The 26,699-nt window shown below is 46.0% G+C and carries 19 protein-coding genes and 1 tRNA gene; 11 read left to right on the top strand and 9 right to left on the bottom strand.

Annotation, left to right across the window (positions count from 1 at the left end):
* The first annotated feature begins 49 nt into the window (after nt 1–49).
* The 3 genes from RIB93_RS12975 (at nt 50) to RIB93_RS12965 (ending at nt 3,424) form a co-directional block, all read left to right on the top strand.
* Nucleotides 50–292, top strand: coding sequence for a hypothetical protein (locus RIB93_RS12975; protein WP_446373178.1), 243 nt, complete (start codon nt 50–52; stop codon nt 290–292).
* Entirely contained in the window at nt 285–1,538 is a 1,254-nt protein-coding gene (gene ldpA / locus RIB93_RS12970; RefSeq protein WP_446373177.1) for a circadian clock protein LdpA, read from the top strand. The genes RIB93_RS12975 and ldpA overlap by 8 nt, the downstream gene beginning before the upstream one ends.
* A 170-nt stretch (nt 1,539–1,708) precedes the next feature.
* Nucleotides 1,709–3,424 (top strand): R3H domain-containing nucleic acid-binding protein, encoded by a 1,716-nt coding sequence (locus tag RIB93_RS12965; RefSeq protein ID WP_446373195.1) that lies wholly within the window; start codon nt 1,709–1,711, stop codon nt 3,422–3,424.
* Here the strand turns inward: RIB93_RS12965 and RIB93_RS12960 are convergent.
* Nucleotides 3,412–3,645, bottom strand: a complete 234-nt coding sequence (locus tag RIB93_RS12960) for a hypothetical protein (RefSeq protein ID WP_044204643.1) — start codon at nt 3,643–3,645, stop codon at nt 3,412–3,414. The genes RIB93_RS12965 and RIB93_RS12960 overlap by 13 nt on opposite strands.
* A 484-nt stretch (nt 3,646–4,129) precedes the next feature.
* On the opposite strand from RIB93_RS12960, the gene RIB93_RS12955 reads away from it, so the two are divergent.
* Nucleotides 4,130–4,201: transfer RNA gene (locus RIB93_RS12955), tRNA-Gln, on the top strand.
* 212 nt (nt 4,202–4,413) lie between these two features.
* On the opposite strand, the gene RIB93_RS12950 is transcribed toward RIB93_RS12955, so the two are convergent.
* Complete coding sequence (locus RIB93_RS12950) at nt 4,414–6,459, bottom strand: ATP-binding protein (protein WP_446373176.1); 2,046 nt, start codon at nt 6,457–6,459, stop codon at nt 4,414–4,416.
* Nucleotides 6,460–6,565: 106 nt separating this feature from the next.
* Between RIB93_RS12950 and RIB93_RS12945 the strand changes: the two genes are divergently transcribed.
* Together RIB93_RS12945 and RIB93_RS12940 are read left to right on the top strand one after the other, a co-directional pair.
* Nucleotides 6,566–8,155: an eCIS core domain-containing protein gene (locus tag RIB93_RS12945; RefSeq protein WP_446373175.1), complete on the top strand. Its 1,590-nt coding sequence runs from the start codon at nt 6,566–6,568 to the stop codon at nt 8,153–8,155.
* Nucleotides 8,136–9,425: a WG repeat-containing protein gene (locus tag RIB93_RS12940; protein WP_446373174.1), complete on the top strand. Its 1,290-nt coding sequence runs from the start codon at nt 8,136–8,138 to the stop codon at nt 9,423–9,425. The genes RIB93_RS12945 and RIB93_RS12940 overlap by 20 nt, the downstream gene beginning before the upstream one ends.
* A 43-nt stretch (nt 9,426–9,468) precedes the next feature.
* Here RIB93_RS12940 and RIB93_RS12935 read toward each other — a convergent pair whose 3' ends face one another.
* Nucleotides 9,469–9,780 carry a hypothetical protein gene (locus RIB93_RS12935; protein ID WP_446373173.1) on the bottom strand — a complete coding sequence of 104 codons (312 nt, stop codon included), beginning with the start codon at nt 9,778–9,780 and terminating at the stop codon, nt 9,469–9,471.
* A 90-nt stretch (nt 9,781–9,870) separates the two neighbouring features.
* Between RIB93_RS12935 and RIB93_RS12930 the strand changes: the two genes are divergently transcribed.
* The 3 genes from RIB93_RS12930 (at nt 9,871) to RIB93_RS12920 (ending at nt 12,874) form a co-directional block, all read left to right on the top strand.
* Complete coding sequence (locus RIB93_RS12930; RefSeq protein ID WP_446373172.1) at nt 9,871–11,352, top strand: eCIS core domain-containing protein; 1,482 nt, start codon at nt 9,871–9,873, stop codon at nt 11,350–11,352.
* Nucleotides 11,353–11,418: 66 nt separating this feature from the next.
* Nucleotides 11,419–12,054, top strand: a complete 636-nt coding sequence (locus RIB93_RS12925) for a hypothetical protein (protein ID WP_446373171.1) — start codon at nt 11,419–11,421, stop codon at nt 12,052–12,054.
* Nucleotides 12,055–12,214: 160 nt separating this feature from the next.
* Nucleotides 12,215–12,874 carry a hypothetical protein gene (locus RIB93_RS12920; RefSeq protein ID WP_446373170.1) on the top strand — a complete coding sequence of 220 codons (660 nt, stop codon included), beginning with the start codon at nt 12,215–12,217 and terminating at the stop codon, nt 12,872–12,874.
* Between the two features lie 249 nt (nt 12,875–13,123).
* Here RIB93_RS12920 and RIB93_RS12915 read toward each other — a convergent pair whose 3' ends face one another.
* From RIB93_RS12915 to RIB93_RS12905, 3 genes are all read right to left on the bottom strand, one after another.
* On the bottom strand, nt 13,124–13,933 hold the full coding sequence (locus RIB93_RS12915; RefSeq protein ID WP_446373169.1) for a hypothetical protein: 810 nt from the start codon (nt 13,931–13,933) through the stop codon (nt 13,124–13,126).
* 498 nt (nt 13,934–14,431) lie between these two features.
* The gene (gene ileS / locus RIB93_RS12910; RefSeq protein ID WP_446373168.1) at nt 14,432–17,929 is read right to left on the bottom strand and encodes an isoleucine--tRNA ligase; all 3,498 of its coding nucleotides are present in this window, start codon (nt 17,927–17,929) and stop codon (nt 14,432–14,434) included.
* Nucleotides 17,930–18,055: 126 nt separating this feature from the next.
* Nucleotides 18,056–19,540, bottom strand: a complete 1,485-nt coding sequence (locus RIB93_RS12905; protein ID WP_446373167.1) for a Ycf66 family protein — start codon at nt 19,538–19,540, stop codon at nt 18,056–18,058.
* 576 nt (nt 19,541–20,116) lie between these two features.
* Between RIB93_RS12905 and RIB93_RS12900 the strand changes: the two genes are divergently transcribed.
* Both RIB93_RS12900 and RIB93_RS12895 read left to right on the top strand, forming a co-directional pair.
* On the top strand, nt 20,117–20,401 hold the full coding sequence (locus tag RIB93_RS12900; RefSeq protein WP_446373166.1) for a hypothetical protein: 285 nt from the start codon (nt 20,117–20,119) through the stop codon (nt 20,399–20,401).
* A complete protein-coding gene (locus RIB93_RS12895; protein WP_446373165.1) occupies nt 20,394–20,789 on the top strand; it encodes a type II toxin-antitoxin system VapC family toxin in 396 nt (131 codons plus the stop codon). The genes RIB93_RS12900 and RIB93_RS12895 overlap by 8 nt, the downstream gene beginning before the upstream one ends.
* Nucleotides 20,790–20,980: 191 nt before the next feature.
* On the opposite strand, the gene RIB93_RS12890 is transcribed toward RIB93_RS12895, so the two are convergent.
* From RIB93_RS12890 to RIB93_RS12880, 3 genes are all read right to left on the bottom strand, one after another.
* A complete protein-coding gene (locus RIB93_RS12890) occupies nt 20,981–24,472 on the bottom strand; it encodes a tetratricopeptide repeat protein (RefSeq protein WP_446373164.1) in 3,492 nt (1,163 codons plus the stop codon).
* Between the two features lie 108 nt (nt 24,473–24,580).
* The gene (locus tag RIB93_RS12885) at nt 24,581–24,790 is read right to left on the bottom strand and encodes a hypothetical protein (protein ID WP_446373163.1); all 210 of its coding nucleotides are present in this window, start codon (nt 24,788–24,790) and stop codon (nt 24,581–24,583) included.
* A gap of 243 nt (nt 24,791–25,033) precedes the next feature.
* Entirely contained in the window at nt 25,034–26,563 is a 1,530-nt protein-coding gene (locus RIB93_RS12880) for a YifB family Mg chelatase-like AAA ATPase (protein ID WP_446373162.1), read from the bottom strand.
* Between the last annotated feature and the right edge of the window lie 136 nt (nt 26,564–26,699).

Raw genomic sequence — 26,699 nt, 5'->3', positions numbered from 1 at the left:
CTACTGTCGGCGGGGTCAACAGGATTGATGAATGTTACAAAAATTAAACATGAAATCCATGTCCATTCATATCTTGGGGATAAAAAACAGCACCCTCTGGATTTACCCCCCAGATTTAGGGGACAACCTGACTAAATTGCCTAGATATGGCGAAATCGATGCATCTGAGTCGCGATCGCAACCCAATTGCCCAACCCTAATCCTGAAGCCTGCGGTTTACTGTCCCCCAGGTTGGCTGAGAAATCAATCTCCCCATTTTTGGCACAAGGAATTAGCATATAAGGGTGACTAAACTGTACACTCCCTTACAATCCCTAAGGGAAGGTCGCTGGTTCAAGCTCATCTGTGGCGCAAGTTTTCAGCACCTCCCTGCCGTTCGTAACCTCACCTTGGCGTATACTCTAGCTGGGGCTGATTGTATTGATGTGGCAGCTGACCCTGCCGTAATTGCGGCGGCAAAGACAGCCTTAGGGATGGCGACAAGTCTCGTGGAGTCCGGTCAAGCACAAAGCATGGGATACAGTAACCCACCCTGGTTAATGGTCAGTTTAAATGATGGAGAAGATCCCCATTTTCGCAAAGCTGAATTTAACCCCAATGCTTGTCCTCCAGACTGTCCGCGCCCTTGCCAAACGATTTGTCCGGCTCAAGCGATTGTCTTTGAGCCACCGCCAACTCCGCCGGAGTCCCTCAAACAGGCGAAACCTGACCAACCTTTCAACTATCCTCACTCGCCCAAGGGATTCTCCGGTGTTATTGATCAACGCTGTTATGGCTGCGGACGTTGCTTACCCGTTTGCCCCAGTCAACTGATCTATACTCGCTCCTATGTATCCACCCCCACAACTCTAGCGGAACTGATTCTTTCAACGGGCGTTGATGCTTTGGAAATTCACACCCAAGTCGGGCATTTTAGTGATTTTAAACGACTCTGGGGCGCGATCGCTCCCTGGGTTCATAGCCTGAAGTTGCTGGCTATCAGTTGTCCGGATGGTGAGGGCTTGATTGATTATCTCTGGGAACTTTACCATCTGATCACGCCCTTACCTTGTCCCCTCCTCTGGCAAACCGATGGCAAGCCAATGAGTGGTGATATTGGGACAGGAACCACTCGAAAAGCCGTGAAACTGGCACAAAAGGTGTTATCCGCCAACTTACCTGGATACGTGCAACTGGCGGGTGGAACCAATCACCATACCGTCAGTAAACTCAAAGCAGTAGGACTCCTCAACCCTGGAACCCCAGAAGACCCTACCGCTAACCCCATCCAGCCCTTTGTCGCGGGTGTGGCTTACGGAAGCTATGCCCGGGTATTACTGGCTCCAATTTTAGACCAACTCGATCAATACCATGAAGCAAATCATAATATCAATTTCCAAGCATTTCCATTATCATCAAGGGCAAACCTGGAAAATGATCCGCATCGGCTGGCAAAAGCCGTGGCTCTAGCCCATTCCCTAGTATCTCAACTGAAGTCTGTTTCTAAGCCTGTTCCAGACGAACTCAGGAGGTTGGTGGATATAAACCCAACGATATGAAGCTCTGTAAATAGTCCTCACACCTTTACCTCAGATACATCAGGCGAATGACATAAGACAAATGACGAATGACGAATGACAAGCCTATGGTGAATGCCAACGGGATGAACCCATCCCATCCCCAATCGTTATCCAATCAAGCCTTATCTAACACCACCAATTTAGCTGGGATGCAGATTACTGAGGATCTCCAAAAATTACTCGCTATTTTGCCAGAGGATATTCGCCAAATCCTGGAGCAACACCCCCATCGCGACAATTTAATTGAAGTGGTGATGGATTTGGGTCGATTTCCTGAGGTGCGTTTCCCCTCTGGTGCCGAATATCTGTCCGAAACCCCCGTCACCGCTGAACAATTAAACTATTGTGTTGAGCGGGTTGGGCATTTCAGTGGGGATAATCGAGCCGGACTGGAGAAAACCTTACACCGGATTAGCGCGATTCGCAATCGTCCCGGCGACATTATCGGGTTAACCTGTCGCGTCGGACGAGCGGTGTTTGGCACTATTGGTCTGATTCATGATCTCGTCGAACGGGGTCAATCAATTTTGATGTTGGGGCGTCCAGGTGTGGGCAAAACGACGGCGTTACGCGAAATTGCCCGGGTGCTGGCAGATGATCTACAAAAACGGGTAGTGATTATTGATACCTCCAATGAAATTGCAGGCGATGGCGATATTCCCCATCCCGCCATTGGTCGAGCTCGACGGATGCAAGTGTCGCGTCCAGAACTTCAACATCAGGTGATGATTGAAGCGGTAGAAAATCACATGCCCGAAGTGATTGTCATTGATGAAATTGGCACCGAACTCGAAGCCCTAGCCGCTCGCACGATCGCAGAACGAGGGGTGCAGTTGGTGGGGACGGCGCATGGAAACCAAATCGAGAATCTGATTAAAAATCCGACGCTCTCTGATTTAGTCGGTGGGATTCAAGCCGTAACTCTGGGTGATGATGAAGCCAGACGTCGGGGTTCTCAAAAAACGGTATTGGAACGCAAAGCCCCGCCCACCTTTGAGATTGCGGTGGAAATGCTGGAGCGTCAGCGCTGGGTAGTGCATGAGAGTGTTGCGGATACCGTGGATGCGCTACTGCGGGGACGCAAACCGAATCCGCAAGTGCGGACGGTGGATGAGCAGAATAAGGTAATTATTACCCGTGAATTCCCTGATGCACCCGCACCCCTGGATCGCCATACCCAGTCCGGGATAGTGGCACAACCCAGTGGCTGGCGTTCGTCGGGACAGATGCAGCCACTATCGCGTTCCTCATCACCGGCTTCGGCTCAAACCAGTTATTTTGATCAGCTTCTCCATGACTCTTGGCAACAACCCAATTCCGTTGGCGAGGTTGTAGACACGATTGGACCGAATGGTGAAGATTTGCCCCTCCATGTCTATCCTTATGGGGTGAGTCGCCATCAAATTGAGCAGGTGATTCGGGTGCTAAATTTACCCGTTGTCTTAACCAAGGACATGGATAGTGCTGATGCCATTTTGGGCTTGCGATCGCATGTTAAAAGTCACTCGAAACTGCGCTCAATTGCCCGCTCCCGGCAAATCCCTATCCACGCGGTTAAAGCCAGCACCGTTCCCCAAGTGAGTCGCGCCCTGCGGCGGATGTTGGATATGGATGATCCTGGCGTTCCCGATGCAGCAGATTTGCGGTTGTTTACCCAAAGTGGAAGTGATGATGAAATTGAGGCGCTAGAAGAAGCCCGGTTAGCCGTCGAGCAAATCGTGATTCCTAATGGACAGCCCGTCGAGTTACTGCCGCGATCGCCAAAAGTGCGAAAAATGCAGCACGAACTGGTGGAACACTATCGCCTCAAGTCCGATAGTTTTGGCGATGAACCCAATCGCCGCTTGCGAATCTATCCCGCTTGATGGCAAGGGGTAGGGGTGTGGCAAGAGGATAACGTGTAGAGTAGCTCACGAGACTCTTGCTTCACCCGTTCTTCCATCACCGCTTGCTGTAATTGGATAAATGCTGTAAAGTCTTCCCAGTCGTACTTGTTCGCTAAAAGTTGACGCAATTGATCTTCAGCTTGCAGGGTCAGGTAGCCAGTCTTTTCCGCTTCTTGAACAATCTCGCGAATTAATCTCATTAGTGAATCTCCAGCGTTAATCGGTAGGTTAAAGTTGTGCCAGGTTCTATGACGAGTTGTCTTCAGCTCTAGTCACCCCTAGCTATAAATCGCCAGTAGAGCGTTGCTCTTACTGGGTCTGACGGTATGGTGACAACTCGACATGCTATCAAATTTTTTCTTTACAAAAGAATACAAATTGAGTTCAACCCTTGGACAAAAATCCTCCTAACCTGAAGATATGTAAAAGCTACGTTCCCCTGATTAATGCAGCTAATGCCTTATTATAGGGGATTTAAGCGTAATATAAAGATTATATTAACTTTTTCACCCTTGACGAACGAGTCAAATAATCTTAGCTTATCTTAATATTTGTTTATATATGGGGAGTCCGCCGCGTAAATTGAGCCTTCTGTTCCCTGAGATCAGGAGAAATCAGCCAATTTTCCAAAATCTCTTGACATATTCCCAGCTACAACTGCTAATATAAGCAAGGTACACACATTGGGGTGTAGCCAAGCGGTAAGGCAGCGGGTTTTGGTCCCGCCATTCCCAGGTTCGAATCCTGGCACCCCAGTCGCATCTACCCGACAAAATAATTTGATTAATCGATTTGGCGGAATTCCCCACTCTCTTACAGGGTGGGGATTGATAGTTGGATTAATGTAGGGGCTGCTGAATAAGTCTTGTGGTGGGAGCAGGGGAGCAGGGGAGATGGGGGAGATGGAAGACAACATTTCTATAACCCATTACCCTATTGCCTATTGCCTATTGCCTATTGCCTATTGCCTAGCGCGTAGCGCTATATTTGGATTTAGATTTTGACTTAGATTTAGATTTCGATGACTCTAGCCAATCCTGAGTCCCAACACTAATCACGGTTTGAATCTGCATCTTGATCCCTTCAGTTTGCGCCCCTGCCAATAGATGCTTCATTCCCACTGGTTCTGAGGCTTCAGCGGCGAGAAAGGCTGCGGCTAAAGCAATATTGTGGATACTGCCTCCGGAAACAGCCAGCCGCGCTAACTTCTCAAAATTCAATCGTCGGGTGGGAGTAGACTTGGGAAAGACGCGCCGCCAAATCTGCTCTCGTTGTATTGCATCTGGGAAGGGAAATTCCAGTACAAAACGCAATCGTCGCTCGAAGGCTGAGTCAATCGAGTCTCTTAAGTTGGTTGTGAGAATCGCCAAGCCTTGATAGTTTTCTAAGCGTTGGAGTAGATAACTGACTTCTTGGTTAGCATAGCGATCGCGGGCTTCTTTGACTTGACCGCGTTTGGCAAATAAAGAGTCGGCTTCGTCGAATAATAGGACGACACCGCCGACTTCAGCCGCGTCAAAGATTTGAGCTAGGTTTTTCTCCGTTTCCCCGATATACTTACTCACAACTGCACTCAAATCAATGCGGTACAGGTCGAGGTGCAGTTCTTTGGCAATGATTTCAGCAGCAGTGGTTTTACCTGTACCACTTTGACCATAGAATAATGCTGTTAGTCCCAGTCCCCGACTCTGTTTTCCCCCCATTCCCCAATCCTGGTAGACTTTGGCGCGTTGGCGAGTGTGGGCGACAATTTCCTTCAGGGTTTTGAGTTGGGATTCTGGCAGAATCAGGTCATCCCAGGTCATTGGCGTTTCAATGCGTTGGGCGAGTGCATCTAGGCGAGGACGGGCTTGGTGGCGGCTAGTATTCCACAGGGTTGTTCCTAAATTGGTGTGATCATTGCGATTAACCTGATGGATGGCTTGGGTACAGACGGAATGAATCGCACTTTGGCTGAGATTGAATTGGGCAATTAAGCGATTAACGTCGCCATTGAGTTCGCTTCCTTTGTCTGCTAGATAAGTGAAAAATAGGGAACGTTGTTCTTGGAGAGTGAGTTTGGGTATATCGTAGGTGGTTAGCGATCGCTCTGTTACGGGAAGTCGCTGTTGACTACTCAGGATTACAGGCGTATTGATTTCAGCAATAAATTGAGAAATCAGTGATACTCCTGGTGTATCTCCCATGTTCAGAGAGTCACATTCGAGAAACAATACACAATTGGTTAAGATAGCTTCCCGTTCCCAGCGTCGCCGTAATTGATGCAGTTGGGTGGAATCCGAGGGAAGTACCGTTGCTGACATACGACGGATAGAACAGCCGAATAACGTCGTGGCTTCAGCAGCAATGCGGCGTTTTGTGGTCAAATCTGAGCCAGACAATTCGATAATTGGCAGTTTTGAGGTGGGGGGAGATTCAGACCAAGCCGAAGCAATTATCTGGGCGATTTGCTGATGGGATGGGGGAAGGGCTAATTCTCCTGTTAAGCCGAGATCCAAGGGTTTAACTCGCTCATCAAGTTGAGCATCGATGCTGGGTTCGCCTAAAAGATAGCAGAGGATACGCGGGTCAATTCGTAGGGGTGATTGAGTTAAGGTTACACCTGGAGCGATTTCAATCAGTTGCCAATATTGTAAGGGGGATTGTCGTCCTAGGACGCTTAAACTGATGTTGGGTAAGACAGATAAGGCTAAACTCAGGGTGGGATAATTAATCTGGGAGTCACCACTGGCTTGACGACAGAGTGACGGGAAATCGGGGTCGAGTTCCATGCCTACACATAGGAGGAGGATATCGCGATCGCAAGCCGATAAGCCGAATTGGGTGCAGAGGATATCCAAGGCAAAGGGAATCGCCGAGTTAGGTGTTTCCGGTGGGGGGAGATTGGGGTTTGGGTCAGTTGTCTGATTCTGTTTGTGGGAAATATAGCATTCAAGATGACGATAGACTCGGTTAACCGATGTCATCAAATATTGATAATTGGCTTTGTACCAATCTATTGCTGTAGAAGTCATAGAATGGGTAGAACCCCTGACGTGGAAGTCGATTTTGTCCGATATAATTTTTATATACAGCATATAGTTTTATAGAATTAATTGCAAGTTATATAGTCATCAGCTTATGCAGGAAGCTCAACAGAAGAAACCTTCGTTTATTCCACCCGCCCCTGCGCCCAAAGATAGTGCTACAGGGTTTGCACCACCGCGATTTCCTGTACAGTCGCAAGCCAAACAACCGTCGGCTTCTGGAAAGGTGACTCGCGCTTATTCGAGTTATGACCGAGATTTAATTCAGGCAAAGCTGCTTGAGGGAATGGATGAGGCGATGCCAAGACAGGCACAAATGCAAGCCATCCAGCCCAAAGATGCCCACGGTGAAGCCGAGGATGGTGTGCAACTTAAAGACAATGGGGAGGCGGTGCAACACAAGTCACCCCAAGACATTGCCGGGGATGGATTTAGGGGAACACCGAGACAATTACCACATCTGGATAAGATCCAACAGTCCTTTGGTCAAGACTTATCCCATGTTCAAGCGTATATGGGGAAAGAGGCGGCGGCGGCATCTCAGAAGTTGGGGGCGGCGGCTTATACCTCTGGAAATCAGATTGCCTTTGCTAAGACTCCGAGTGTCGGATTGGCAGCCCATGAAGCAGCGCATGTCATGCAGCAACAATCTGGGAAAGTGCAACTGAAGGATGGTTTGGGACAGGTGGGGGATAAGTATGAACAGCACGCCGATGCGGTAGCGGATGCCGTGGTAGCTGGAAAGTCGGCTACCTCTCTTTTGGGTGAATATATTGAAGCAGACTCTTTAGATGTACACACAAGGAAAGACTTGGATGGGATGTCGTCAGAGACGGCAGCTATCCAAACGAACCAAACGAAACTGATAATTGAACAATCTGGAAACCAATACAAGCAAAAAGCTGCTACTCAATCAGCTCAGGTTGTGTCAATGTCATTAGCTCCTGACAATTCAGTTCCAGTTCAGCTTCAGCGTTTAGTAGAGGAGAAAAACCTACTAGAAAAGCATAATTCTGGATCAAGTGATGGGAAACAGTTGCGAGTACCCAATCCTCAACCGGGTCCGCCTCCACCTGTGATTGAGAACAAAACATGGCGTATTTCAAATCCATACCACCCCGGTTGGGTTTCTCTTGAAAGTGGTTATATCGGTGGTTTTCACATTCCAGGAGCCCCTGTTGAACTCCCCCACACAGTTGCACTGTTCTCAAGGGCATCGGCGCTTCCTGACGGGACGAGATCCGTGAAGATCCTTGAAGGACGCTATAAAGATAAAGATGCACGGATCAGGAGTAGTGCCCTTGTTGAGTTCTACTCATTTAGCCGAGCAGCAAATATGACGTTTCAGAAAATTTCAGAGGATTCAACAAACATTTATGGTCGATTCTCTTATGGTAGTAACGCTTCGGTTAATGGAATAATCGATGCTAAAAATCCTGTGCATCGAGGAAAACACGATATTGAAATACCAGACTTTCAACACAATGAATACGGAACACCTTACGGTAAGTTTGGTACAACTTGGTTCCGAATTGGACACAGTGGAGATCGCTATCTACACCCAGGACGAGTAAGCGCGGGGTGTGTAACAATTACACAATATAACGAATGGCCGAGTATTTGGCTCTATCTAATCAACTCTCGAAAAGATGCTCGAAGTGTAGGTGAAATCGAAATTAAATGATACTCTATATCTACATATAGATGGAAAAGGATTAACTTTTATTTATTCCTATAGTCAGGAAATCATGCAATTAAAACTCAAGCAAATCACTATCTTATTTATCTGCCTGAGTGTCGGAAATTTTACAACGGCTTGCCGATTGGTAACGCCTGTATCCAGTAGATCCAAAACGGTGACGCAGCTATCAAATCCATCGGTGAAACAGAGGCAAATGTTAGAGCCACTATTTCCGATTGCCGAGAATCTTCAGGAAGGCTATATTAACCCCAGCGGCGAAATTGTTATCTCACCCCAGTTTGATCAGGCTTTGCCCTTCGCCGAAGGGCTAGCTGGTGTCAAAATTGACGGCAAGTTCGGTTTTATCGATCAGAAGGGAAAGCTGGTTATCCCGCTACAATTTGATGAAGTTCGTAATTTTTTTCAAGGGCTGGCACGAGTAGCAATTGATAAAAAATGGGGAATAATTGACCACACCGGAAAGTTCATTGTTACACCTCATTTTGAGGAGATTTTTGATTTTTCCGAAGGGCTGGCGGCTGTATCAATTGACGATAAGTGGGGTTTTATCGATGAAACTGGCAAACTAGTTATCCGACCCCAATTTGATTTTGCGCGGAGCTTCTCTGGAGGGCTGGCACGGATTGAGGTGAAAAATAGATGGGGGTCAACCAGTAGGTGGGGCTATATTGACAAAACCGGAAAAATTATCATTCAACCCCAATTTGAGCAGGCGTTTGACTTCTCGGAAGGGCTAGCCGTTGTTAGAATGGGAAACAAGCAGGGATTTATCGATAAGACTGGTCAGATAGTTATCCCACCAAAAGAGTTTAGGTTTACTCAAAGTTTTTCCGAAGGTTTTGCAGTTGCTTTAGTTGCTTCTAGCTACAAAAATGGTGTAGCAGATGGATATAAATTTGGGTTTATTGACAAGACAGGAAGGTGGGTCATACCTCCTGAATTTGATGGTGCAGAGAGCTTCTCTCAAGGATTGGCTGCTGTTAAAATTGATATGATGTGGGGTTTTATCGACAAAACTGGGCAGATAGTTATCTCCCCACAGTTCGATCAGGTTGGCTCGTTCGTTGATGGAATGGCTTCCGTGACAATTAGCGACAAACAGGGATTTATTGACAAGACCGGAAAGCTGGTAATTTCCCCAAAGTTTGATCAAGTTGGAGTATTCAGCCAGGGATTAGCGTTGGTCATAATTGGCGATCAATTTGGCTATATCGATAAAACTGGGAAATATATTTGGAATCCTACCAATTGAGTAAGTTTTGAGGTCGAAGTGAGTTTTCCGGCATTTATTCGACCTATATCGACATTTCTGAAGGGCTAGCGGCTGTAGCCGTGAGTAACGGAAAATCGGGGTTGAGTTCTATGCCTACACATAGGAGAAGGATATCGCGATCGCAAGCCGATAAGCCGAATTGGGTGCAGAGGATATCCAAGGCAAAGGGAATCGCCGAGTTGGGCGTTTCCGGTGGGGGGAGATTGGGGTTTGGATCAGTTTTCTGATTCTGTTTGTGGGAAATATAGCATTCAAGATGACGATAGACTCGGTTAACCGATGTGATCAAATATTGATAATTGGCTTTGTACCAATCTATTACTGTAGAAGTCATAGAATGGGTAGAACCCCTGACGTGGAAGTCGAATTTGTCCGATATAATTTTTATATACAGCATATATGCAAGTTATATAGTCATCAGGTCATGCAAGAAGCTCAACAGAAGAAACCTTCGTTTATTCCACCCACTCCTGCGCCCAAAGATAGTGCTACAGGGTTTGCACCACCGCGATTTCCTGTACAGGCACAAGCCAAACAACCGTCTGCTTCTGGAAAGGTGACTCGCGCTTATTCGAGTGATCAGAGAGATTTAATTCAGGCAAAGCTGCTTGAGGGGATGGATGAGGCAATTCAAAGACAGGCGCAAATGCAAGCCCTCCAGCCCAAAGATGTCCACGGTGAAGCCGAAGATGGTGTGCAACTTAAAGACAATGGGGAGGCGGTGCAACAAAAGTCACCCCAAGACATTGCCGCTGATGGATTTAGGGGGACACCGAGACGACTACCACACCTGGATAAAATCCAACAGTCATTTGGTCAAGACTTGTCCCATGTTCAAGCGTATATGGGTAAAGAGGCGGCGGCGGCATCTCAGAAGTTGGGGGCAGCGGCTTATACCTCTGGAAATCGGATTGCCTTTGCCAAGACTCCGAGTGTCGGATTAGCTGCCCATGAAGCTGCTCATGTGGTGCAGCAAAAATCTGGGAAGGTGCAACTGAAGGATGGTTTGGGGCAGGTGGGGGATAAGTATGAACAGCACGCCAATTCGGTAGCCGATGCCGTAGTAGCTGGCAAGTCGGCTGAACCTTTATTAGGAGAGTATACAGGAGACACGGCGATCGCGCCGTCGATGCCTTCGGTAATGGCACAAGCCGAAAATGCACCGCGACAACCGAGTGCGATCGGGCAAGATGTTTGGGCATCCGCAGAGGTCAAATTGATTGATGAGAGAAATTTTGGCAGTGCTTTGGCGGGAAGAGGCGGAAACTTAGGCAGCGAGGGAACCTATTACATCAATCCCAGAATCTCTGCCACATTGGGCGCAACCCAAGGTAAATTCCAAGGAACACCACGATTATTTCTCGGTGACAAAACCGTTGGTAGCCACGTTCGGTTAATGGTTTCCAGTGCCAAAACAGAACCAAAAGATTTCGGGGGAGGACATGAAGGATACAAGTTTAGTGCCACCTACATCTTAAAGAATGCTAAAACCTGGGAAACACCTAACATGAATTTCAACTTTGGCGTTCATAATCGTCGGCAACTCGAGGGAAGTCTCGGTGCTTCTGGAAGCTTGCCAATTAAAAAACTGCTTCCTGTAGAAGCAAATGCCAATATTGGCACCAATTTCAGCAGTGAACAGGATTTTAAGGCAAATATTGAAGAGTTTTCTTTAGGCGGAACCAACAGCTACTATGCCCACACTCATGAGATTTCTCTCTATATAAGTTCTGCGGGGAATGCAGGTGGTAATCCCATTGAATCCGGAGGTGATGGCAATCATACTCCAGATGGCGTTTATGTCTCTCAAAAAGTTAAGAGTAAAGACGTCGATCCTGATGATGGTAGTCATAGCTATGTTACTAAACATGAAAATGAGCGAGTGAATATGCCTTTGCAACAATGAGAAAATAAGCCGAAAATGAAACCTCGAACAAGAATAGACCTTGTAATAATAGTAGCTGCCATAACAATGGCAAGTTGTTCAGGAGACAGCATCCCCTTTCTCGGACAATCGCGCCCCCAGCCAATCCCTCCGCCGGAACCGATTAATTGTCCAGAAATACCAACGGTTGAAGAAATACCAAATACTCCTGTTTCTGGTCAAGTTTATGGGCGCAAGTTTTCCTTAGACAAGTCAGATATTTCTCTTCTTTATTTACGGATACAACAGGGTAATCTTGATCCGCAGGCAATCACAGTGCGATTTAGTTTTGACATCCCAGTTGGATCTTCATATTTTGACCCAGTTGAATCTTCATCTCCTGTAGAACCGATAGAATACTACACCTCCAAGGCGGAAGGAACAACTTATGCTTACGGAGGAAGATATGGCACAGAACGTGAAAGTATCTGGGATTACCGTGTTGCCGCGACGGAGTATGTAAAGAATCTGCAAGATAATTCAGATGGCGATCATTATATATTGTGGTCTTACAGTACTTCGCTTGACTATCCAGATTACCGGGTATTTTTGCAGATTGGTCAGCGACAGGGAGATTACCTTCCGGGCAAACTCTATTTGTGCATACCGGAAGCTGCAACTGAGATTCAAGGAACGTTTAACGCTAAACTATCACCCCCTAACGGAACTTTTGTCGATGACTAATACCAAGTTGCAGTCTAACGTAGAATTTGGTGAACCACAGAGTCACTACAGAACACAGAGAATAAGAGAATAAGAGAATAAGAGAGTTATACGTGTGAAGGCAACTTAGTATGAATTTAATTTCAAATTCCTAATTAATCATTTTAGACGTAAGCCGAAAATGAAGTCTCAAACCAGAATAAATGTTGTAGTCATGTTAGCGACTATAACAATGGCGAGTTGTTCAGGAGACAGCATTCCCTTTCTCGGACAATCTCGCCCCCAGCTAATCCCTCCACCGGAACCGATTAATTGTCCAGAAATACCAACAGTAGAGGAAATACCAAATACTCCTGTCTCTGGTCAAGTTTATGGGCGCAGGTTTTCCTTAGACAAGTCAGACATCTCATTTCCAAAACTACGGATACAGCATGGAAATCTTGATCCGCAGGCAATCACAGTGTTATTTATCTTTGACATACTCATTGGTGCTTCATCTCCTGTAGAACCGATAGAGTATTACACGTCCAAGGCGGAAGGAACAACCTATGCTTACGGAGGAAGATACGGCACAGAACGCGAAAGTATCTGGGATTATCGTGTTGATGCGACGGAGTATGTGAAAAATCTGCAAGAGGATTCAGATGTCGATTATTATACGTTGTGGGATTACAGTACACTTGACGACCTAGATTACCGAGTATTTTTGCAGATTGGTCAACGACAGGGGGATTACCTTCCGGGAAAACTCTATCTGTGCGTACCGAAAATGGCAACTGAGATTCAGGGTACTTTTAACGCTAAACTCTCACTGGGGGACGGAACTTTTGTCGGTGACTGAACAGGGAGCATCCTGTTTTGGATAAAGTATTACCTCAAGTAACGCAATTGCAAGGGTTGCAGCCCAATTCAAAGAGTCAACGTGCCAAATTGGGATGCTCCCTTACCGTTCCCTGTTCCCTGTTCCCTGTTCCCTGTTCCCTCTTGGACTAACTGATGTCCTTTCCGTACCTCGTAGCGCTAATCACGGTTTGAATCTGCATCTTGATCCCTTCAGTTTACGCGGCTGCCAATAAATGAAACAACCCTGCTATGATTTAGTTACTCGCCTGACTGAACTTGCTCCTAAAGCACTAAAGGCTAGAAGACCCAAAGCAGAAGAGGATTCTGGGACAGGAACAGGTTCAGTAGCCTCAACCACTTTCCACTTAAAAATACCACTTCTCTGCGTAATGCCACTCAACAACGATGTACTGGCGACATTTGCACCGCGATCACGCAAACGAACAGTGTAAGTGACACCTGACTGAACTGTTCGCGTTATTGTTCCTGATATGGGATAGTCTGGACGAGCATCAGGATTCTCATCAGGATCGTATCCAACATTTTCATTAGGTTCAAATCCAGACCATTCAAGAATCCAACCATTTAGACCAAATGTTCCTATTAAAGATGTACCGAAACCCGTAATTTCAAAGTCAAGAACAAATATTCCATCCTCATGAGCAGTAAAACTGTAAAGCCAGTTTGCGCTTGCCGAAGTTGTGCCAGGAACACGCCCATCAATATTCCAGCCTATATTAAAAAGATTTACCAAACCTTCAGAGCTATTAGTCCACTCAGATGTTCCCTCGGCTGTAGTTAGTATGCTATGACCGTTAGAAGTAGCTAAGGCACTGACTGACCCATTTAATAAATTAATTGTGCCAAACTGATTATCTAAATCTACGTCCTCGACAAACACTTCACCAGCACCAAGTCCAGCACTAGATTTTACCCTAAAATCCAGCGAAGAATATTGAGGTGTAAGGGAAAAAGCACTTGCTGTTTTAGTGATCCCAAAACTGACAAAAAGCATTCCAGCTAAGGTAACTACTGTTTTGCGATAGATGCTAATCATTTTTTAACTCATTTTAAATTTGCTATCTTAATAATACTTTTCTCTTTAGATGAGGTCGATTCCATAAAAGCCATCTTCATCAACTCTTTAATTACTTTATGTATAAAAAAAATATATATTTACAGACAATTATTAACCAACACCCTAATCTGTTTTATACAGCCAGAGTGCTGGAGTTGCTTTACTTCAAGGAAATTCGCAAAATTAGTCAAAAAAAACTTAAAACTAAAATTTACTTTTCTTAAACAAATAGAATTTCTGAAACAACGCAAACACATTTTAATTATAAGATAAAGTTATGATAAAGCATCCTACTGACCTAGCAGTTAATCTTCACACAATCTTTAAAAAAAAGCTCTTGACAATAAAGCCAGCGTGATTTTTCCAGCGATAATAAGCTCTGCTTATCACTCCAAGTACGGGAGAGCCGGTTTTTAAGGCGAGAATTCCTTGATTGAACGAATGACAAAGGACAAATGACAAATGACGAATGACAATTTACCATTGACCTGCCAACGCCGCCCGACACCGTTCACAAATGGTGGGATGCTCGATAATTTTACCCACAAACGGGGAATAGTTCCAGCAACGATCGCACTTTTCCCCCTCTGCTTTGACAACCCCTACCCAAACTTGTTCCGACTGACTGCGATAGTCCGCATTTTCAATCGCATCCGGGGAATCTAACACCTCAACTTGGGAGGCTAAAAATAGATAGCGCAACTCATCCACCCCGTTACTGAGAACCGTAAACCGTTCCCCTAGAATTCTGGGTTGGGGTTGGGGTTGTACTGGCGCTGGAGGTTCGGCTTCAGGTTCCGTCGTTTCGGGTTCCAGTTGGGGAGAACCTTCACCCAATACCTCTGTTTTTAGCGATCGCGCTTTCTGGACTAATTCTTGCCGATTAGGGGCGCGGAGTAAATAGCGATTGACAAACCAAGCACTGTAGCCAACCCCCACCAGTTGCAACATATCACCGATTAAGGGTAAACGTGCGATCGAAGCTAATACGGTTGCGGTTACTTTTAAGGTAATCGGTACCCCTACCACGACTCCCACCGTTAACCATACTCGCTGATTTTCGCTGAACACCTGGCGTAGTGTCGTCAAGACAGTGGACAGAATTTGATTAACATTCCACTCTTGTTCCCCTGTGTCTGAGGACAATGTTTCTGAAGCTAATGCTGCTTCCGGTTCCTGTTCCCTCACCATCAGTTCCGGTTTCGGCGTTTGCAACCACAGACGCGGAATCCCACTGGGGTTTAATTTCCGCAACTGTTGGCGTAATTGCGTATCGGGGACATGAAGCAAGACTTTCGCTTCTAGAGAAGAACCTATCATCTTCTGTGCCCTAGCTTGTTCTAACACCTTATTCACCTCGGTGCGAATCGCCCGTAACCTTGTCCATTTCTCCACCAATTCTGGCTTTTTCCAGGTTTCATCTAACTGCACCCATCCCGACTCAAACACCGATTTATAGGGGGTGGGATAAGGCAGATATTGCCAAATATCTTCTGCTGTATGGCATAATACAGGCGCGATGGATCGAGCTAAATTTTCCAGTGCGATCGCTAATACCGTCTGACAACTGCGGCGTCGTACCGAATCCGGGTGGCTGATATACAGGCGGTCTTTTGCCATATCCAAATAAAAGTTGGACAAATCCACCACACAGAAATTCTGCACCGTTTGGAAGAAGCGGAAAAACTGATAACTGTCAAACGCCTCCGTCACCTCACCAAACACCTCCGTTATCCGGTGCAGCATATAACGGTCTAATTCCGGTAACTGTTCATACGCCACCGCATTTTTAGCGGGGTCAAAATCATGCAAATTCCCCAATAAAAACCGCGCTGTATTGCGAATCTTGCGATAAATATCGGAAAGCTGCTTGAGTATTCCTTGACCAATGGGAACATCCACCGAATAGTCCACCGAAGACACCCACAGCCGCAGTAAATCCGCCCCATAGGGCGGTTCCTGTTTATGATTCTTTCCGCCTTCAATAATTGTTGCGGGGTCTACCACATTCCCCACGGATTTACTCATTTTACGTCCTTGTTCATCCAGAACAAAGCCGTGGGTTAGCACTGATTTATAGGGCGCACAGCCATTTGTCGCCACACTGGTGAGGATACTGGATTGGAACCACCCCCGATGTTGGTCTGACCCTTCCAGGTACATATCTACAGGGTAGGATAATTCCTCTCGTTCTTGCACAACTCCCGCCCAAGACGAACCGGAGTCAAACCAGACATCCATCGTATCGGTTCCTTTGCGGTAGGTGCGACCATTATTCTGGTAGGATTCGGGCAATAATTCAGTTACGGGCAATTCCCACCACGCATCTGACCCTTTTTCAGCAATAATCTTTTGGACGTGGGCAATGGTTTCTTCTGTCAACAGGGGTTCATTCGTCTCCTCGTCATAAAACACCGGAATCGGTACACCCCAACTCCGTTGGCGCGAAATACACCAATCGGAACGTTCCGACACCATGGCGGTAATCCGGTTTTCGCCTTGGGAAGGAATCCAATTAACGGATTGAATCGCCTTCATCACTTCTTCCCGGAAGCCATCCACCGACGCAAACCATTGTTCCGTCGCCCGGAAGATAGTTGGTTCTTTGGTGCGCCAATCGTAGGGATATTTATGGATGTAGTTTTCCTCTTTCAGGAACGAACCCGCCTCTTTCAGGGCGTCAATCACCGCTGGATTCGCATTCCGCAGCACATTTAATCCGGCAAATGGTCCGGCTTCGGTGGTAAAATCTCCATTTCCATCCACGGGAGAGATAATCGGTAAATTGTAGCGCTGACCGACGATATAATCTTCTTGACCATGACCGGGTGCAGTATGAACTAATCCGGTTCCCGATTCTGTGGTAATGTAATCGCCACCAATTACAATTGGACTTTCTCGGTCAAACAGGGGATGGCGATAGGTACACTGTTCTAATTCTTCTCCTTTCAGCGTGGTTTTGACGGTTAGGTCTTTATCCAGGGTTTGAGACAGGCGTTCCACTAATTCCGCCGCCACGATTAAGTATTTAAACCCTTCGGTTTCTGTGTCTAAGTCGGTGGAGTCTGATTCTGGGGATTCCTCGTCTTGAGTTGGCGCAAATCCTTTTGCCTTTGTCTTACTGGGTTTCGAGGATTTCTCCGCCTCCTGACTGACTGATTTCTCCGATACTTCCACCACCGCGTAGGTGAGTTCGGGATTAACCGCCACGGCTAAGTTACCGGGAATTGTCCAGGGGGTAGTTGTCCAGATGGCGACACCCAAATCTACTAAATAGGGTTTTAGCTTCGCTTCCACAGAGTCGGTGGCTTTGGTCAGGGGAAACGCGGCATAAAGACTGCGGGAGGTATGCCCTTCTGGATATTCTAACTCCGCTTCTGCCAAGGCGGTTTGGGAACTGGGACTCCAATGAACAGGCTTCATTCCCCGATAGATATACCCTTTTAGTACCATCTGACCGAATACGCCAATTTGCGCGGCTTCGTATTCCGGGGTTAAGGTAAGATAAGGGTTATCCCAGTCTCCCCATACACCATAGCGTTGAAACCCTTGGCGTTGCTGATCAACCGTTTTCTGGGCAAATTTTCGGGCTTTGCGCCGCAGTTTTATCGGGGTTAGGGCTTGTCGGTCTTCTGGGTCCATGGCTTGCAGGACTTTCAGTTCAATGGGTAAGCCATGGCAATCCCAGCCAGGAATGTAGCGAACTTTATACCCTTGCAGCAGCTTATATTTATTGATGATATCTTTAAGAATTTTATTTAGGGCGTGTCCCATATGCAGCGCCCCATTCGCGTAGGGGGGACCATCATGCAAGATGAAACTATCACCGGGATTCGTCTGTGACAGTCGCTGATAAATTTGTTGGTCTTGCCAAAATTGTTGGAGTTCCGGTTCCCGTTTGACCGCGTTTGCCCGCATACTAAATTCAGTTTGGGGCAGATTTACGGTGTCTTTGTAGGATTTAGCTTCTGTCACAGTTCGACCTGTTGGTTAGTGGTTGTACGTTTGGGGGAGTTGGGATTAGTCCCCATTATCCCTTTTTACAATAAGCAGCTTTATCTATCCCTACATTATGGGTGAGAATTTGCCATCCTTTCAACTTTACTGGGGAGGATTTTCTGAATCTTGAGATTGTCGGGTTTTGGCGTCACCCTCTCCAATAGGTTCAGGGGGGGGCGATAATGGCGATTCTGGGGCAATTTCTGCGACCGGGATGTCTGGAGACTGTGAGGATTCCGGTTTGGGTAATGGGTTCGCCGCGTCTACCTGTTCGGGTTCAGGCGGATTCGGGCGCATCAGGGGTTCTGAGTCAGCGGGTTGAGTCACCTCAGTCGCGGATTCTTCGGGGGTTTCTGAGGGTTGGATGTCTGGGTTCTGTGTGAGTTTCGGTTCCGTTGTTGGTGTTTCTGCTGCTGGGATAACGTCAACAATTTGGGTTTCCGCTGGGGTTTCGTCGGCTAGGGTTTCCTCCGCTGCGGCTGTTTCTTCTATACCCTGACTTGGAGTTGGGGAAGCGTCGAGTGGGGTGTCTGACGGACTAGATTCAGGGATTTCTGGTGTGGGTGAGGTGGAAATATCATCTGATACTGTCTGCGGTTCCTTCGTTTTAGCGGGTTTTGCCTTCCCTTTGCCTAAAAACTTATTGAAAAATCCCCTAATTCCCTGACGTTGTTTGGTTTGTTTCTGGACGGGTTGGGTGGGTGTTTCGGCTACAGGTGTCTCAGTTAACCTCTGTGCGTCTGTTGATTTCTCTGCTGTCGGTGTCTCAGTTAACGTCTGTTCCTCTAGGGGTGTCTCGGCTACAGATGTCTCGGTTAACGTCCATTCTTCTAGGGGTGTCTGGGTTGGAGACTCGTCTGGGGCAAATTCCCCTATCGGTTCTGGCGGGGTTGTTTCCTCAGCGGGTTCCTCAACCCGTTCAGTTGGCGTTGTTTCTACTGTTTCCGTGACTTGAGTCGGTTCGGTGATATCCGCGATTACGGGTTCCTCTAGGGGTTCCTCTGGGGTTTCCTCTGGGGTTTCCTCGCTTACCTCTGTGGGAGAGGCGACGGGAACATCGCGTTCTTCCGATGGGGGTTGCACTTCCTCTATTATTTCCGTAACTGTCCCAGAGAAGGGTTCGCCAATTTCCGTTTTGGCTGGGGCGATTTCCGTCTCTGGCGTGGCGGGTTCTGTCACAGGTTCTGGTTCAGTCACGACGGGGGTTGGCGCAACGGGTTTTCTACGGAACACCCGGGCGACGGGTTGAACAACTAGACTTTTTGCCAGTTGGAACATCCCAGAACTAGCTATTTTTTCCTGAACTTGGGGCGAAATTTCGGTTTGGGCTTCAGGTAACGCCAACTGTCGCCGCAGCATCAGAGTTTGCCAGCCTAACCATCCTAATAGAGATACACTAGCGAGTTGACTCAGGAGTACCGCCCCCGTAATCCGTCCCGCACATACCCACAAGACGAGGGCGTAGAAAAATCCTACACCACTCCAGAGGAAGTCGCTTTTACGGTGAACTTCGGGAAAAAAGAATGCTGCCATGTAATAGGCAAAGCTACCAAGACCGATAACCAACGCGAGGACGTATGGCAACATTAGGCGGATACTCCTTGAATCAAACGTTCATCATTGTAGAGGGTTCAGGAACCCTTAACTTTATCCTTATCATTTTCAGCAGGTCGAGTGCGATCGCGCCAAGTTAATTGTAACGAGATGTTACAAGCTCCCGTTTATTCACCACCTTGTCGGGGCACTATCCTTGCGCCCGATTCAAGTCCCATCGCTGATGACAACCCATGGTACTGACTGGTAGGCTGTCATGCATTTAAATTGGGTATTAGTAGCGAGCAAGATGCAAAGCCTGCGGCATGGCTTCGCTTAACGCACTACAAGGATTTCGCCATTATTGACATGAAGGTTTATAGCGCTTCGCGCTGGTCTAGTTACACTTTGTTTGTACGAACATCTCATCTGGACTCAGTTTCAGGTACGGGAGTTGTAAATACACCAGAGCGATTTGCTATAAATGCCGAACAGCTTAGGCTGGTGGGTTGAGCGAAGTCGAAACCCACCCTACTATCGGCATTTTCCGGTTGACAATCTTTGCCCATCCTACATAGCTATTTGGGCTAAAATAAGTGTTCAAAGGAATGTTGTTCAAGGAAAGACTCTATGGCTAATTATAACGAGGTACTCCGTCTATCGGGCAACCTCACTCTTGATGAGAAAGTGCAATTAATTGAAGCGTTGTCAAGGTTAATTCGCCAACAAATTAACCTATCTCAGGAAACGCCTTCATCAGTCGTAGATATTGATGTTGAGTCTGATCCATTAATAGGGTTATTTGATGGTACAGAAAAAACAAGAGGAAATTTTGGGAAATGGCGGGGATTTTTGCCCAAGCGTGTGGATGCTGTAGAATTTCAGAATTCACTCAGACAAGAATGGAATGAATAATAGTTATCTTTTGGATACAAACATTCTAATTTATTACTTCAACGATGAGCCAGCAGTGCAGCCTATATTTGAGGAAATTCAAGTCGGTGATGCAATAGGAGGCTATTGCCCGATTAGTTGGGTGGAGTTGCTATGCTACCCGAATTTAACTGAGGCTGAGGCTAATTTGATGCGAGAGTTTTTACGAACACTTCGATGTGTTTTATTGACTGAAGCTGTTTTAGACGGTGCTGCGGAAATCCGGCGTAATTATCGTGTTAGGTTAGCAGATGCTTTGATTGCTGCTTGTGCTTTGACCCAGGATTTTACATTAGTGACTCGAAATGTGGACGACTTTCGCCGTATTGATGGCTTGAGGATCTTGAACCCATTTGAGCGATCGCGCTAGTTTGTAGTTGGCACTTTAGTGCCTTACAATGTCCGATGTGTCGGTATCGAAATGATGTTTTTTTAACGCAGAGGACGCAGAGGGAAACGCAGAGGTACGCAGAGGGATTGGCGGTATTGAGGGGAATTTGTCGAGGTGGGGAGAAGTAGGTGGAAATTATATGATAGGTGGTTTATCTGTTCGATTGTTTCTCATTGGTGCTGAGGCGAGCGCTTGATGGAGGCGCGGATGATTCGCCATAGGATTAGGGTGGTAAATGCAAGTAGGGCAAAGGGAAATGCGATTAATCCAGCCATGAAGCATAAGACTAGATGCAGTTTACCCCGTTGAGCAAATTTAATCGCTGATTTGAGCCACTGGGGATAAGGCATCGCATCAAGAGGAAGACCCAGTTCTTGTAATATTTGGGTGGCTTGATACGCAGCGGCAAATCCTTCCTTCACTCTACCGCATCGATGATAGGCTTGAGCTAATTTTTGCAGAGTTATGGCAATCTCACGGCGATTTCCGATTTCTTGAAAAATCATCAAAGACTGCTGATAGTACTCTATTGCTTGTTTATAGTATCCAGTGCTATAGTAAGCCGTCCCTAAATTTATTAAAGAAATAGCAATGCAAATGCGATTACCGACTTTCTCAAATATAACTAAAGATTGCTGGTAATATTGAATGGCTTGTTTATATTCTCCTAGTGAACGGTAAACATTGCCTAAATCATTCAGAGATTCAGCCATGCCATAGCGATCACGAATTTCTTCACGAATCGCCAAAGACTGCTGATGATATTCAATTGCCAGTTTATCTTCCCCTAGGGAATGGTAAGCCTTGCCTAAATTATCAAAGGAACAGGCAATGTAAATGCGATTATCAATTTCCTCAAATATAACTAAAGATTGCTGGTAGTATTGAATGGCTTGTTTATATTCTCCTAGTGAACGGTAAACATTGCCTAAATTATGTAGAGAACCAGCAATACCATAGCGATCATTAATTTCTTCACGAATTGCCAAAGACTGCTGATGATGTTCAATTGCCAGTGGGTAGTTCTCTAGCGAACCGTAAACATTGCCTAAATCATTGAGACATACAGCAATTGCACGACGTTCTCCTACTTCCCGTTGAATGGCTAAAGATTGCTGATAGTATTCAATTGAATTTTGGTATTGTCCTAAAAATCTATAAGTATTACCTAAATTTACTAATGCATTAGCTATACCTCTGCGATTGCAAATCTTTTGTTGAATCGTCAAAGACTCCATTGAAGCTTCAATAGAGTCTTGATATTGTCCTAAGAAATTATAAGTATTACCTAAATTTACTAATGCATTAGCTATACCTCTGCGATTACCTATTTCTCGTTGAATCGCTAAAGATTGCTGAAAATATTTTATCGCTTTTGTATATTGCCCAAGGTAATGATAAACAGTCCCAAAATTATCTAGAGTAACAGCAAGACTATTACGATCACCAATTTCTTCACAAATCACCATAGCTTTCTGATAATATTCAATCGACCGTTGGTATTCTCCTAAGCAACTATAAGTATTACCCAAGCCTACGAAGATCTCTGCCATACCACAGCGATCGCCTATTTCATGTTTGATTTCAAAAGCTTGTTGATAGTATTCAATTGAGTGTTGGTATTCTCCTAGGAAATGGTAAACAGCGCCTAAATTGGATAAAGAACTAGCAATTCCACTGCGATTTCCTATTTTCTGACGAATCAATAATGACTGTTTATGGTAGTCTATTGCTTTTTGATATTCTCCTAAAGAACGGCAAACACAGCCTAAATTATCCAAAGAACTAGCAATTCCACTTTGATCACCAATCTCTTTCAATATAGCTAAAGATTTTTTATCGTATTCAATTACCTGTTTATATTCTGCCATTGAAAAATAAACATTGCCTAAATTTATCAGGAGCTTTTTACTGTTAAGGTGATCGCCAATTTCTTCAAATAAATCCAAAGATTTTTTATGGTATTCAATTGCTTGTTTATAGTCTGCTAGTGAACGGTAAGCATTTCCTAAATTATTCAGACAAATAGCAATGTACTTTTGTAAAAGAAAGTTATCTCGAAAATAATTGCCGTTATTTTTCAATAAATCCAAAGCTTGCTGAGAGTATTCTATTGATTTTTTATAATCTCCTATAAAATAATAAAGGTTACCCAAGTTCAGCCGAGAAATAGCAATATCAGTGCAATTACCAATTCCCTCAAATATAGCTAAAGACTGCTGCGTGTATACGATGGATTTTTTGTATTCTCCTAAATGATAATAAGTAGTTCCCAAATCTCTAAGTAATCCACCAAATACCCAATCTAACTTGCTTCGATTCCACTCCCCAATTAATTGATTATACAATTTAACCTGAATCTGACTATACCCACGCAATGCTAAAAACTCATTGCAGTAGCGCAGAATGTTCAAAGCTGGAATATACTGTTGAAGTTCACACCAGTGATTGAAGAGTTCCAGATATTCTGTTATATCCTCTATTTTTTCCCAAGGAGGTTGTTGAGTATTTAAACGATAATAATCGATCGCCCGTTGATGCGCCTGGGTTAAATCTCCCGCTTTGTACTTCGCATACTCCTGAATCAATGGCTGAAACTTAAACCACCGCCCCCCATCTTTATCTCTTTCTTCCTGTAATAAAGAACGCCTCACCAACTGGCGCAAATCTTTCTCAATACTTTTGTTATCGAGGTTGTCCCTTTTAGATCCCCCCAACCCCCCTTCAAAAGGGGGGCTAAGAGAATCTGGAGAATCTAAGGAAGAATCTAGAGAGGATCTTTCCTGCTTATTTTGAGGTTGAGATACCTCCAAATCCCGTTCAAAAGAGAGACTATGAATTTGCGCCAGCGCCATCGCTGAATTGAAGGGAATCCGATAAACACATACCCCCAATACCAATCGCTGCATTCTCTGGCTAATCCGCCCAAAACTCTCATCCAACACCCGCCGCATCCAGATATCAACTGTACCCCGATGCAATCCAGTTAAATTATCATCCGTTAATAAATGGGATATATCCGCCAACCCATAGCGCTGCAAATACCGAATCTGCGGATCAACTTCTTCCTCTTCTAATAAAAACCCAGCCACCAGCGTTAATAATAACGGATGTCCCTCTACTTTCTGGGAAAACTCGACGAATTCCTCCTCGGTTCCCCGAATTCCCAACGCCTGCAATAACGTCGCCCCTTCCACGGGTTCTAATCCCGGTAAAGATAACCATTGACATCGAATTGGTGGCAAATCTAGGCGTTCTCTCGTTGTCACCAACACCACACTTTTGCCGCCACATTCCAGCCAGCCATAGAAAAACTGCCGATAGGATTCATCATGAATAGAGGTATTCTTGTTATTCCCATCATCAGATTGCAGCAGGGTTTCTAGATTATCCATCACCAGCAAATACCGCCCCTGACGTAGATGATTGACTAATGCATCTCCCAGGGATTGTTCAGGTATCGCCTCGATGGTTTCCGGAGATACTCCAAATTTAAATAAGACTCGCCGCGCTAACTCGGTAAACCCGATACGGCTAATATCAGCCCAAACTTTATCGTCAAATGCTGTAGTATCCTCGTCGTAAATCTTAGCCGCCAGCGTCGATTTTCCTAACCCACCGATACCCGTAATTCCAATTAAGCGAGTATTTCCATCCGCCATCCAATCCCGAATAGTTTGGCGTTCTAAGCTTCGCCCTTGCCAATTATCGGTACTGGGGCGGATTTCATCTAAATTGGGTGGGGTGCTGCGCTGATTTTCTACCAGTACTCAGTAGAAATTATTGCCCTGATGTTCAATATTGTCAGCATAGATTTCCTGATCCCCAACTTGTCCAACATTTTTGCTTTTGATTTGAACAGTTTTGTGACTACGATCGCTCTTTTGATTCAGAGTCCGTTGATCGGCTATACTACTGACGTTCACAACCTGTCCAGCTAAACGTTCCACCTCTTGGGCAAAAGCCGGATCTTGTTTCATCGCCGCTTGTAAATACTGTGTTACCTTGGCTAAGTCCGGTTGAGAACCTTGTTGGGCGGCTGCGATCGCGCCGTTCGTAGTAGGCGCTTTAGCGCCATCATCGCCGTTCGTAGTAGGCGCTTTAGCGCCATCATCGCTTCAACACTTATCCTCAAATTCTAAGCAACATTATCCAACATCGGGGATTGAACAAAGGGCGACTCAAGTCAATTGGAGAATCTCATTCAATCTGTGTAATCTGTGTTACTGCATTCGATCAATAGTACGATACTGGATCGCTTCAGCAATGTGTGCCGTTTGCAGCGTCTGTGCCCCCGATAAATCGGCAATTGTGCGGGCGACTTTGAGGATGCGATCGCTTGCCCGGGCAGATAGTCCAAGTTTGCGAATTGCCCCTTCTAAGAGATTACGACTACTATCGGCTAAATGACACCATTGTCTCAAATGACCACTTTGCATCTGGGCATTGCAGCGCAGTGTGGGTTCTGAGTTGAAGCGATGACGGGCGCGATCGCGGGCTACTTTTACTCTCTCCCTTACGGCTTCTGATGATTCGCTTTGGGGCTGTCGGGTAATCTCTTCGGGTTTGAGGCGATTCACAGCAACTTGTAAATCTATTCGATCCATCAATGGACCTGAAAGTTTTGCCCAATAGTTCTCCCGTTGTCGCGCTGAACAGGTGCAGGGTTGCAGGGTATCACCAAAGTAACCACAGGGACAGGGATTAGTACTAGCAACTAACGTAAATTGTGCCGGAAATAGGACAGACTGTCGGGTGCGAGAAATGGTCACATAACCATCTTCTAAAGGTTGACGCAAAAATTCCAATACATTGCGCTTAAATTCGGTTAACTCATCCAGAAATAATACCCCTCGATGCGCCAAGGAAATTTCGCCGGGACGCGGAAAACTCCCTCCTCCAACTAATGATGGACCTGATGCGGAATGGTGGGGACTGCGAAAGGGGCGATGTCTGATTAATCTGCCTTTATCTTTGAGTAATCCGGCTACAGAATAAATTTGGGTAACTTCTAGGGCTTCTTCAAAACTTAAGGGCGGTAAAATTCCCGGTAATCGTCGCGCTAGCATGGTTTTACCGCTTCCCGGTGGACCGACGAAAATTAAATTATGTCCTCCGGCGGCGGCTATTTCTAACGCCCGACGCGCATGGGATTGACCTTTAACTTCGTTTAAGTTTCCGCCTGTAAACTGAGAGGAGGATGATTGGGGTAATTCATCCATCGTTACTGGGGAATAGCGTTCCGGTTGATTCAAAAAATCCGCCACATCAGCCAGATGTTTGAATCCGTACACGTCTAATCCACGCACCACGGCGGCTTCCTGGGCATTATCGGCGGGTACGACTAACCCCGAAATCCCCAAACTTTGGGCGGCGGCGGCGATGGGTAAGACTCCCGCAATGGGGCGTAAATTGCCATCTAGAGAGACTTCGCCTAAAAATAGATAATCACCTAATAATTCAGGATTGACTTGTTGCGAGGCGGCGAGAATCCCCACACTAATGGGTAAATCAAAGCTGGGTCCTTCTTTGCGTAAGTCGGCTGGGGTGAGATTAATCACGATTTTTCGCATCGGAAAGACAAAGCCGGCATTTTTTAACGCCGCCCTCACCCGTTCTCGCGATTCTTGGACGGCGGTATCCGGTAATCCCACAACAACAATTCCCGGTAGTCCGCCTGACACATCGACTTCCACACCGACTTTCACCGCATCGATGCCGACTAGCGAAGCACTCCAAACCCTGGCAAGCATGTCTGTTGATCCTGAGTTTTACTGGCAATTATAGGACGTGCGATCGCAACCGTCTATTCTAAGTAGGTCGGTAGCAATAAGCCTATCTATATTAAGTTCTGTAAATAACCCTCAAACTCTTACCAATGACCAATGA

Origin of the sequence: Coleofasciculus sp. D1-CHI-01 (genome assembly GCF_040218875.1) — a bacterium.
In the GTDB taxonomy this organism is placed as follows: domain Bacteria; phylum Cyanobacteriota; class Cyanobacteriia; order Cyanobacteriales; family Coleofasciculaceae; genus Coleofasciculus.
This window is presented reverse-complemented; position numbering and strand designations above follow the sequence as displayed.

What these genes read in the sequence shown, in the direction of transcription:
- RIB93_RS12975 (WP_446373178.1), top strand. Translation starts at nt 50, where the DNA reads ATGAAATCCATGTCCATTCATATCTTGGGGATAAAAAACAGCACCCTC.
- RIB93_RS12965 (WP_446373195.1), top strand. Translation starts at nt 1,709, where the DNA reads ATGCAGATTACTGAGGATCTCCAAAAATTACTCGCTATTTTGCCAGAG.
- RIB93_RS12960 (WP_044204643.1), bottom strand. Translation starts at nt 3,645, where the DNA reads ATGAGATTAATTCGCGAGATTGTTCAAGAAGCGGAAAAGACTGGCTAC.
- RIB93_RS12950 (WP_446373176.1), bottom strand. Translation starts at nt 6,459, where the DNA reads ATGACTTCTACAGCAATAGATTGGTACAAAGCCAATTATCAATATTTG.
- RIB93_RS12945 (WP_446373175.1), top strand. Translation starts at nt 6,566, where the DNA reads ATGCAGGAAGCTCAACAGAAGAAACCTTCGTTTATTCCACCCGCCCCT.
- RIB93_RS12935 (WP_446373173.1), bottom strand. Translation starts at nt 9,780, where the DNA reads ATGACTTCTACAGTAATAGATTGGTACAAAGCCAATTATCAATATTTG.
- RIB93_RS12930 (WP_446373172.1), top strand. Translation starts at nt 9,871, where the DNA reads ATGCAAGAAGCTCAACAGAAGAAACCTTCGTTTATTCCACCCACTCCT.
- RIB93_RS12925 (WP_446373171.1), top strand. Translation starts at nt 11,419, where the DNA reads ATGGCAAGTTGTTCAGGAGACAGCATCCCCTTTCTCGGACAATCGCGC.
- RIB93_RS12920 (WP_446373170.1), top strand. Translation starts at nt 12,215, where the DNA reads ATGAAGTCTCAAACCAGAATAAATGTTGTAGTCATGTTAGCGACTATA.
- RIB93_RS12915 (WP_446373169.1), bottom strand. Translation starts at nt 13,933, where the DNA reads ATGATTAGCATCTATCGCAAAACAGTAGTTACCTTAGCTGGAATGCTT.
- RIB93_RS12905 (WP_446373167.1), bottom strand. Translation starts at nt 19,540, where the DNA reads ATGTTGCCATACGTCCTCGCGTTGGTTATCGGTCTTGGTAGCTTTGCC.
- RIB93_RS12900 (WP_446373166.1), top strand. Translation starts at nt 20,117, where the DNA reads ATGGCTAATTATAACGAGGTACTCCGTCTATCGGGCAACCTCACTCTT.
- RIB93_RS12895 (WP_446373165.1), top strand. Translation starts at nt 20,394, where the DNA reads ATGAATAATAGTTATCTTTTGGATACAAACATTCTAATTTATTACTTC.
- RIB93_RS12890 (WP_446373164.1), bottom strand. Translation starts at nt 24,472, where the DNA reads ATGGCGGATGGAAATACTCGCTTAATTGGAATTACGGGTATCGGTGGG.
- RIB93_RS12885 (WP_446373163.1), bottom strand. Translation starts at nt 24,790, where the DNA reads ATGAAACAAGATCCGGCTTTTGCCCAAGAGGTGGAACGTTTAGCTGGA.
- RIB93_RS12880 (WP_446373162.1), bottom strand. Translation starts at nt 26,563, where the DNA reads ATGCTTGCCAGGGTTTGGAGTGCTTCGCTAGTCGGCATCGATGCGGTG.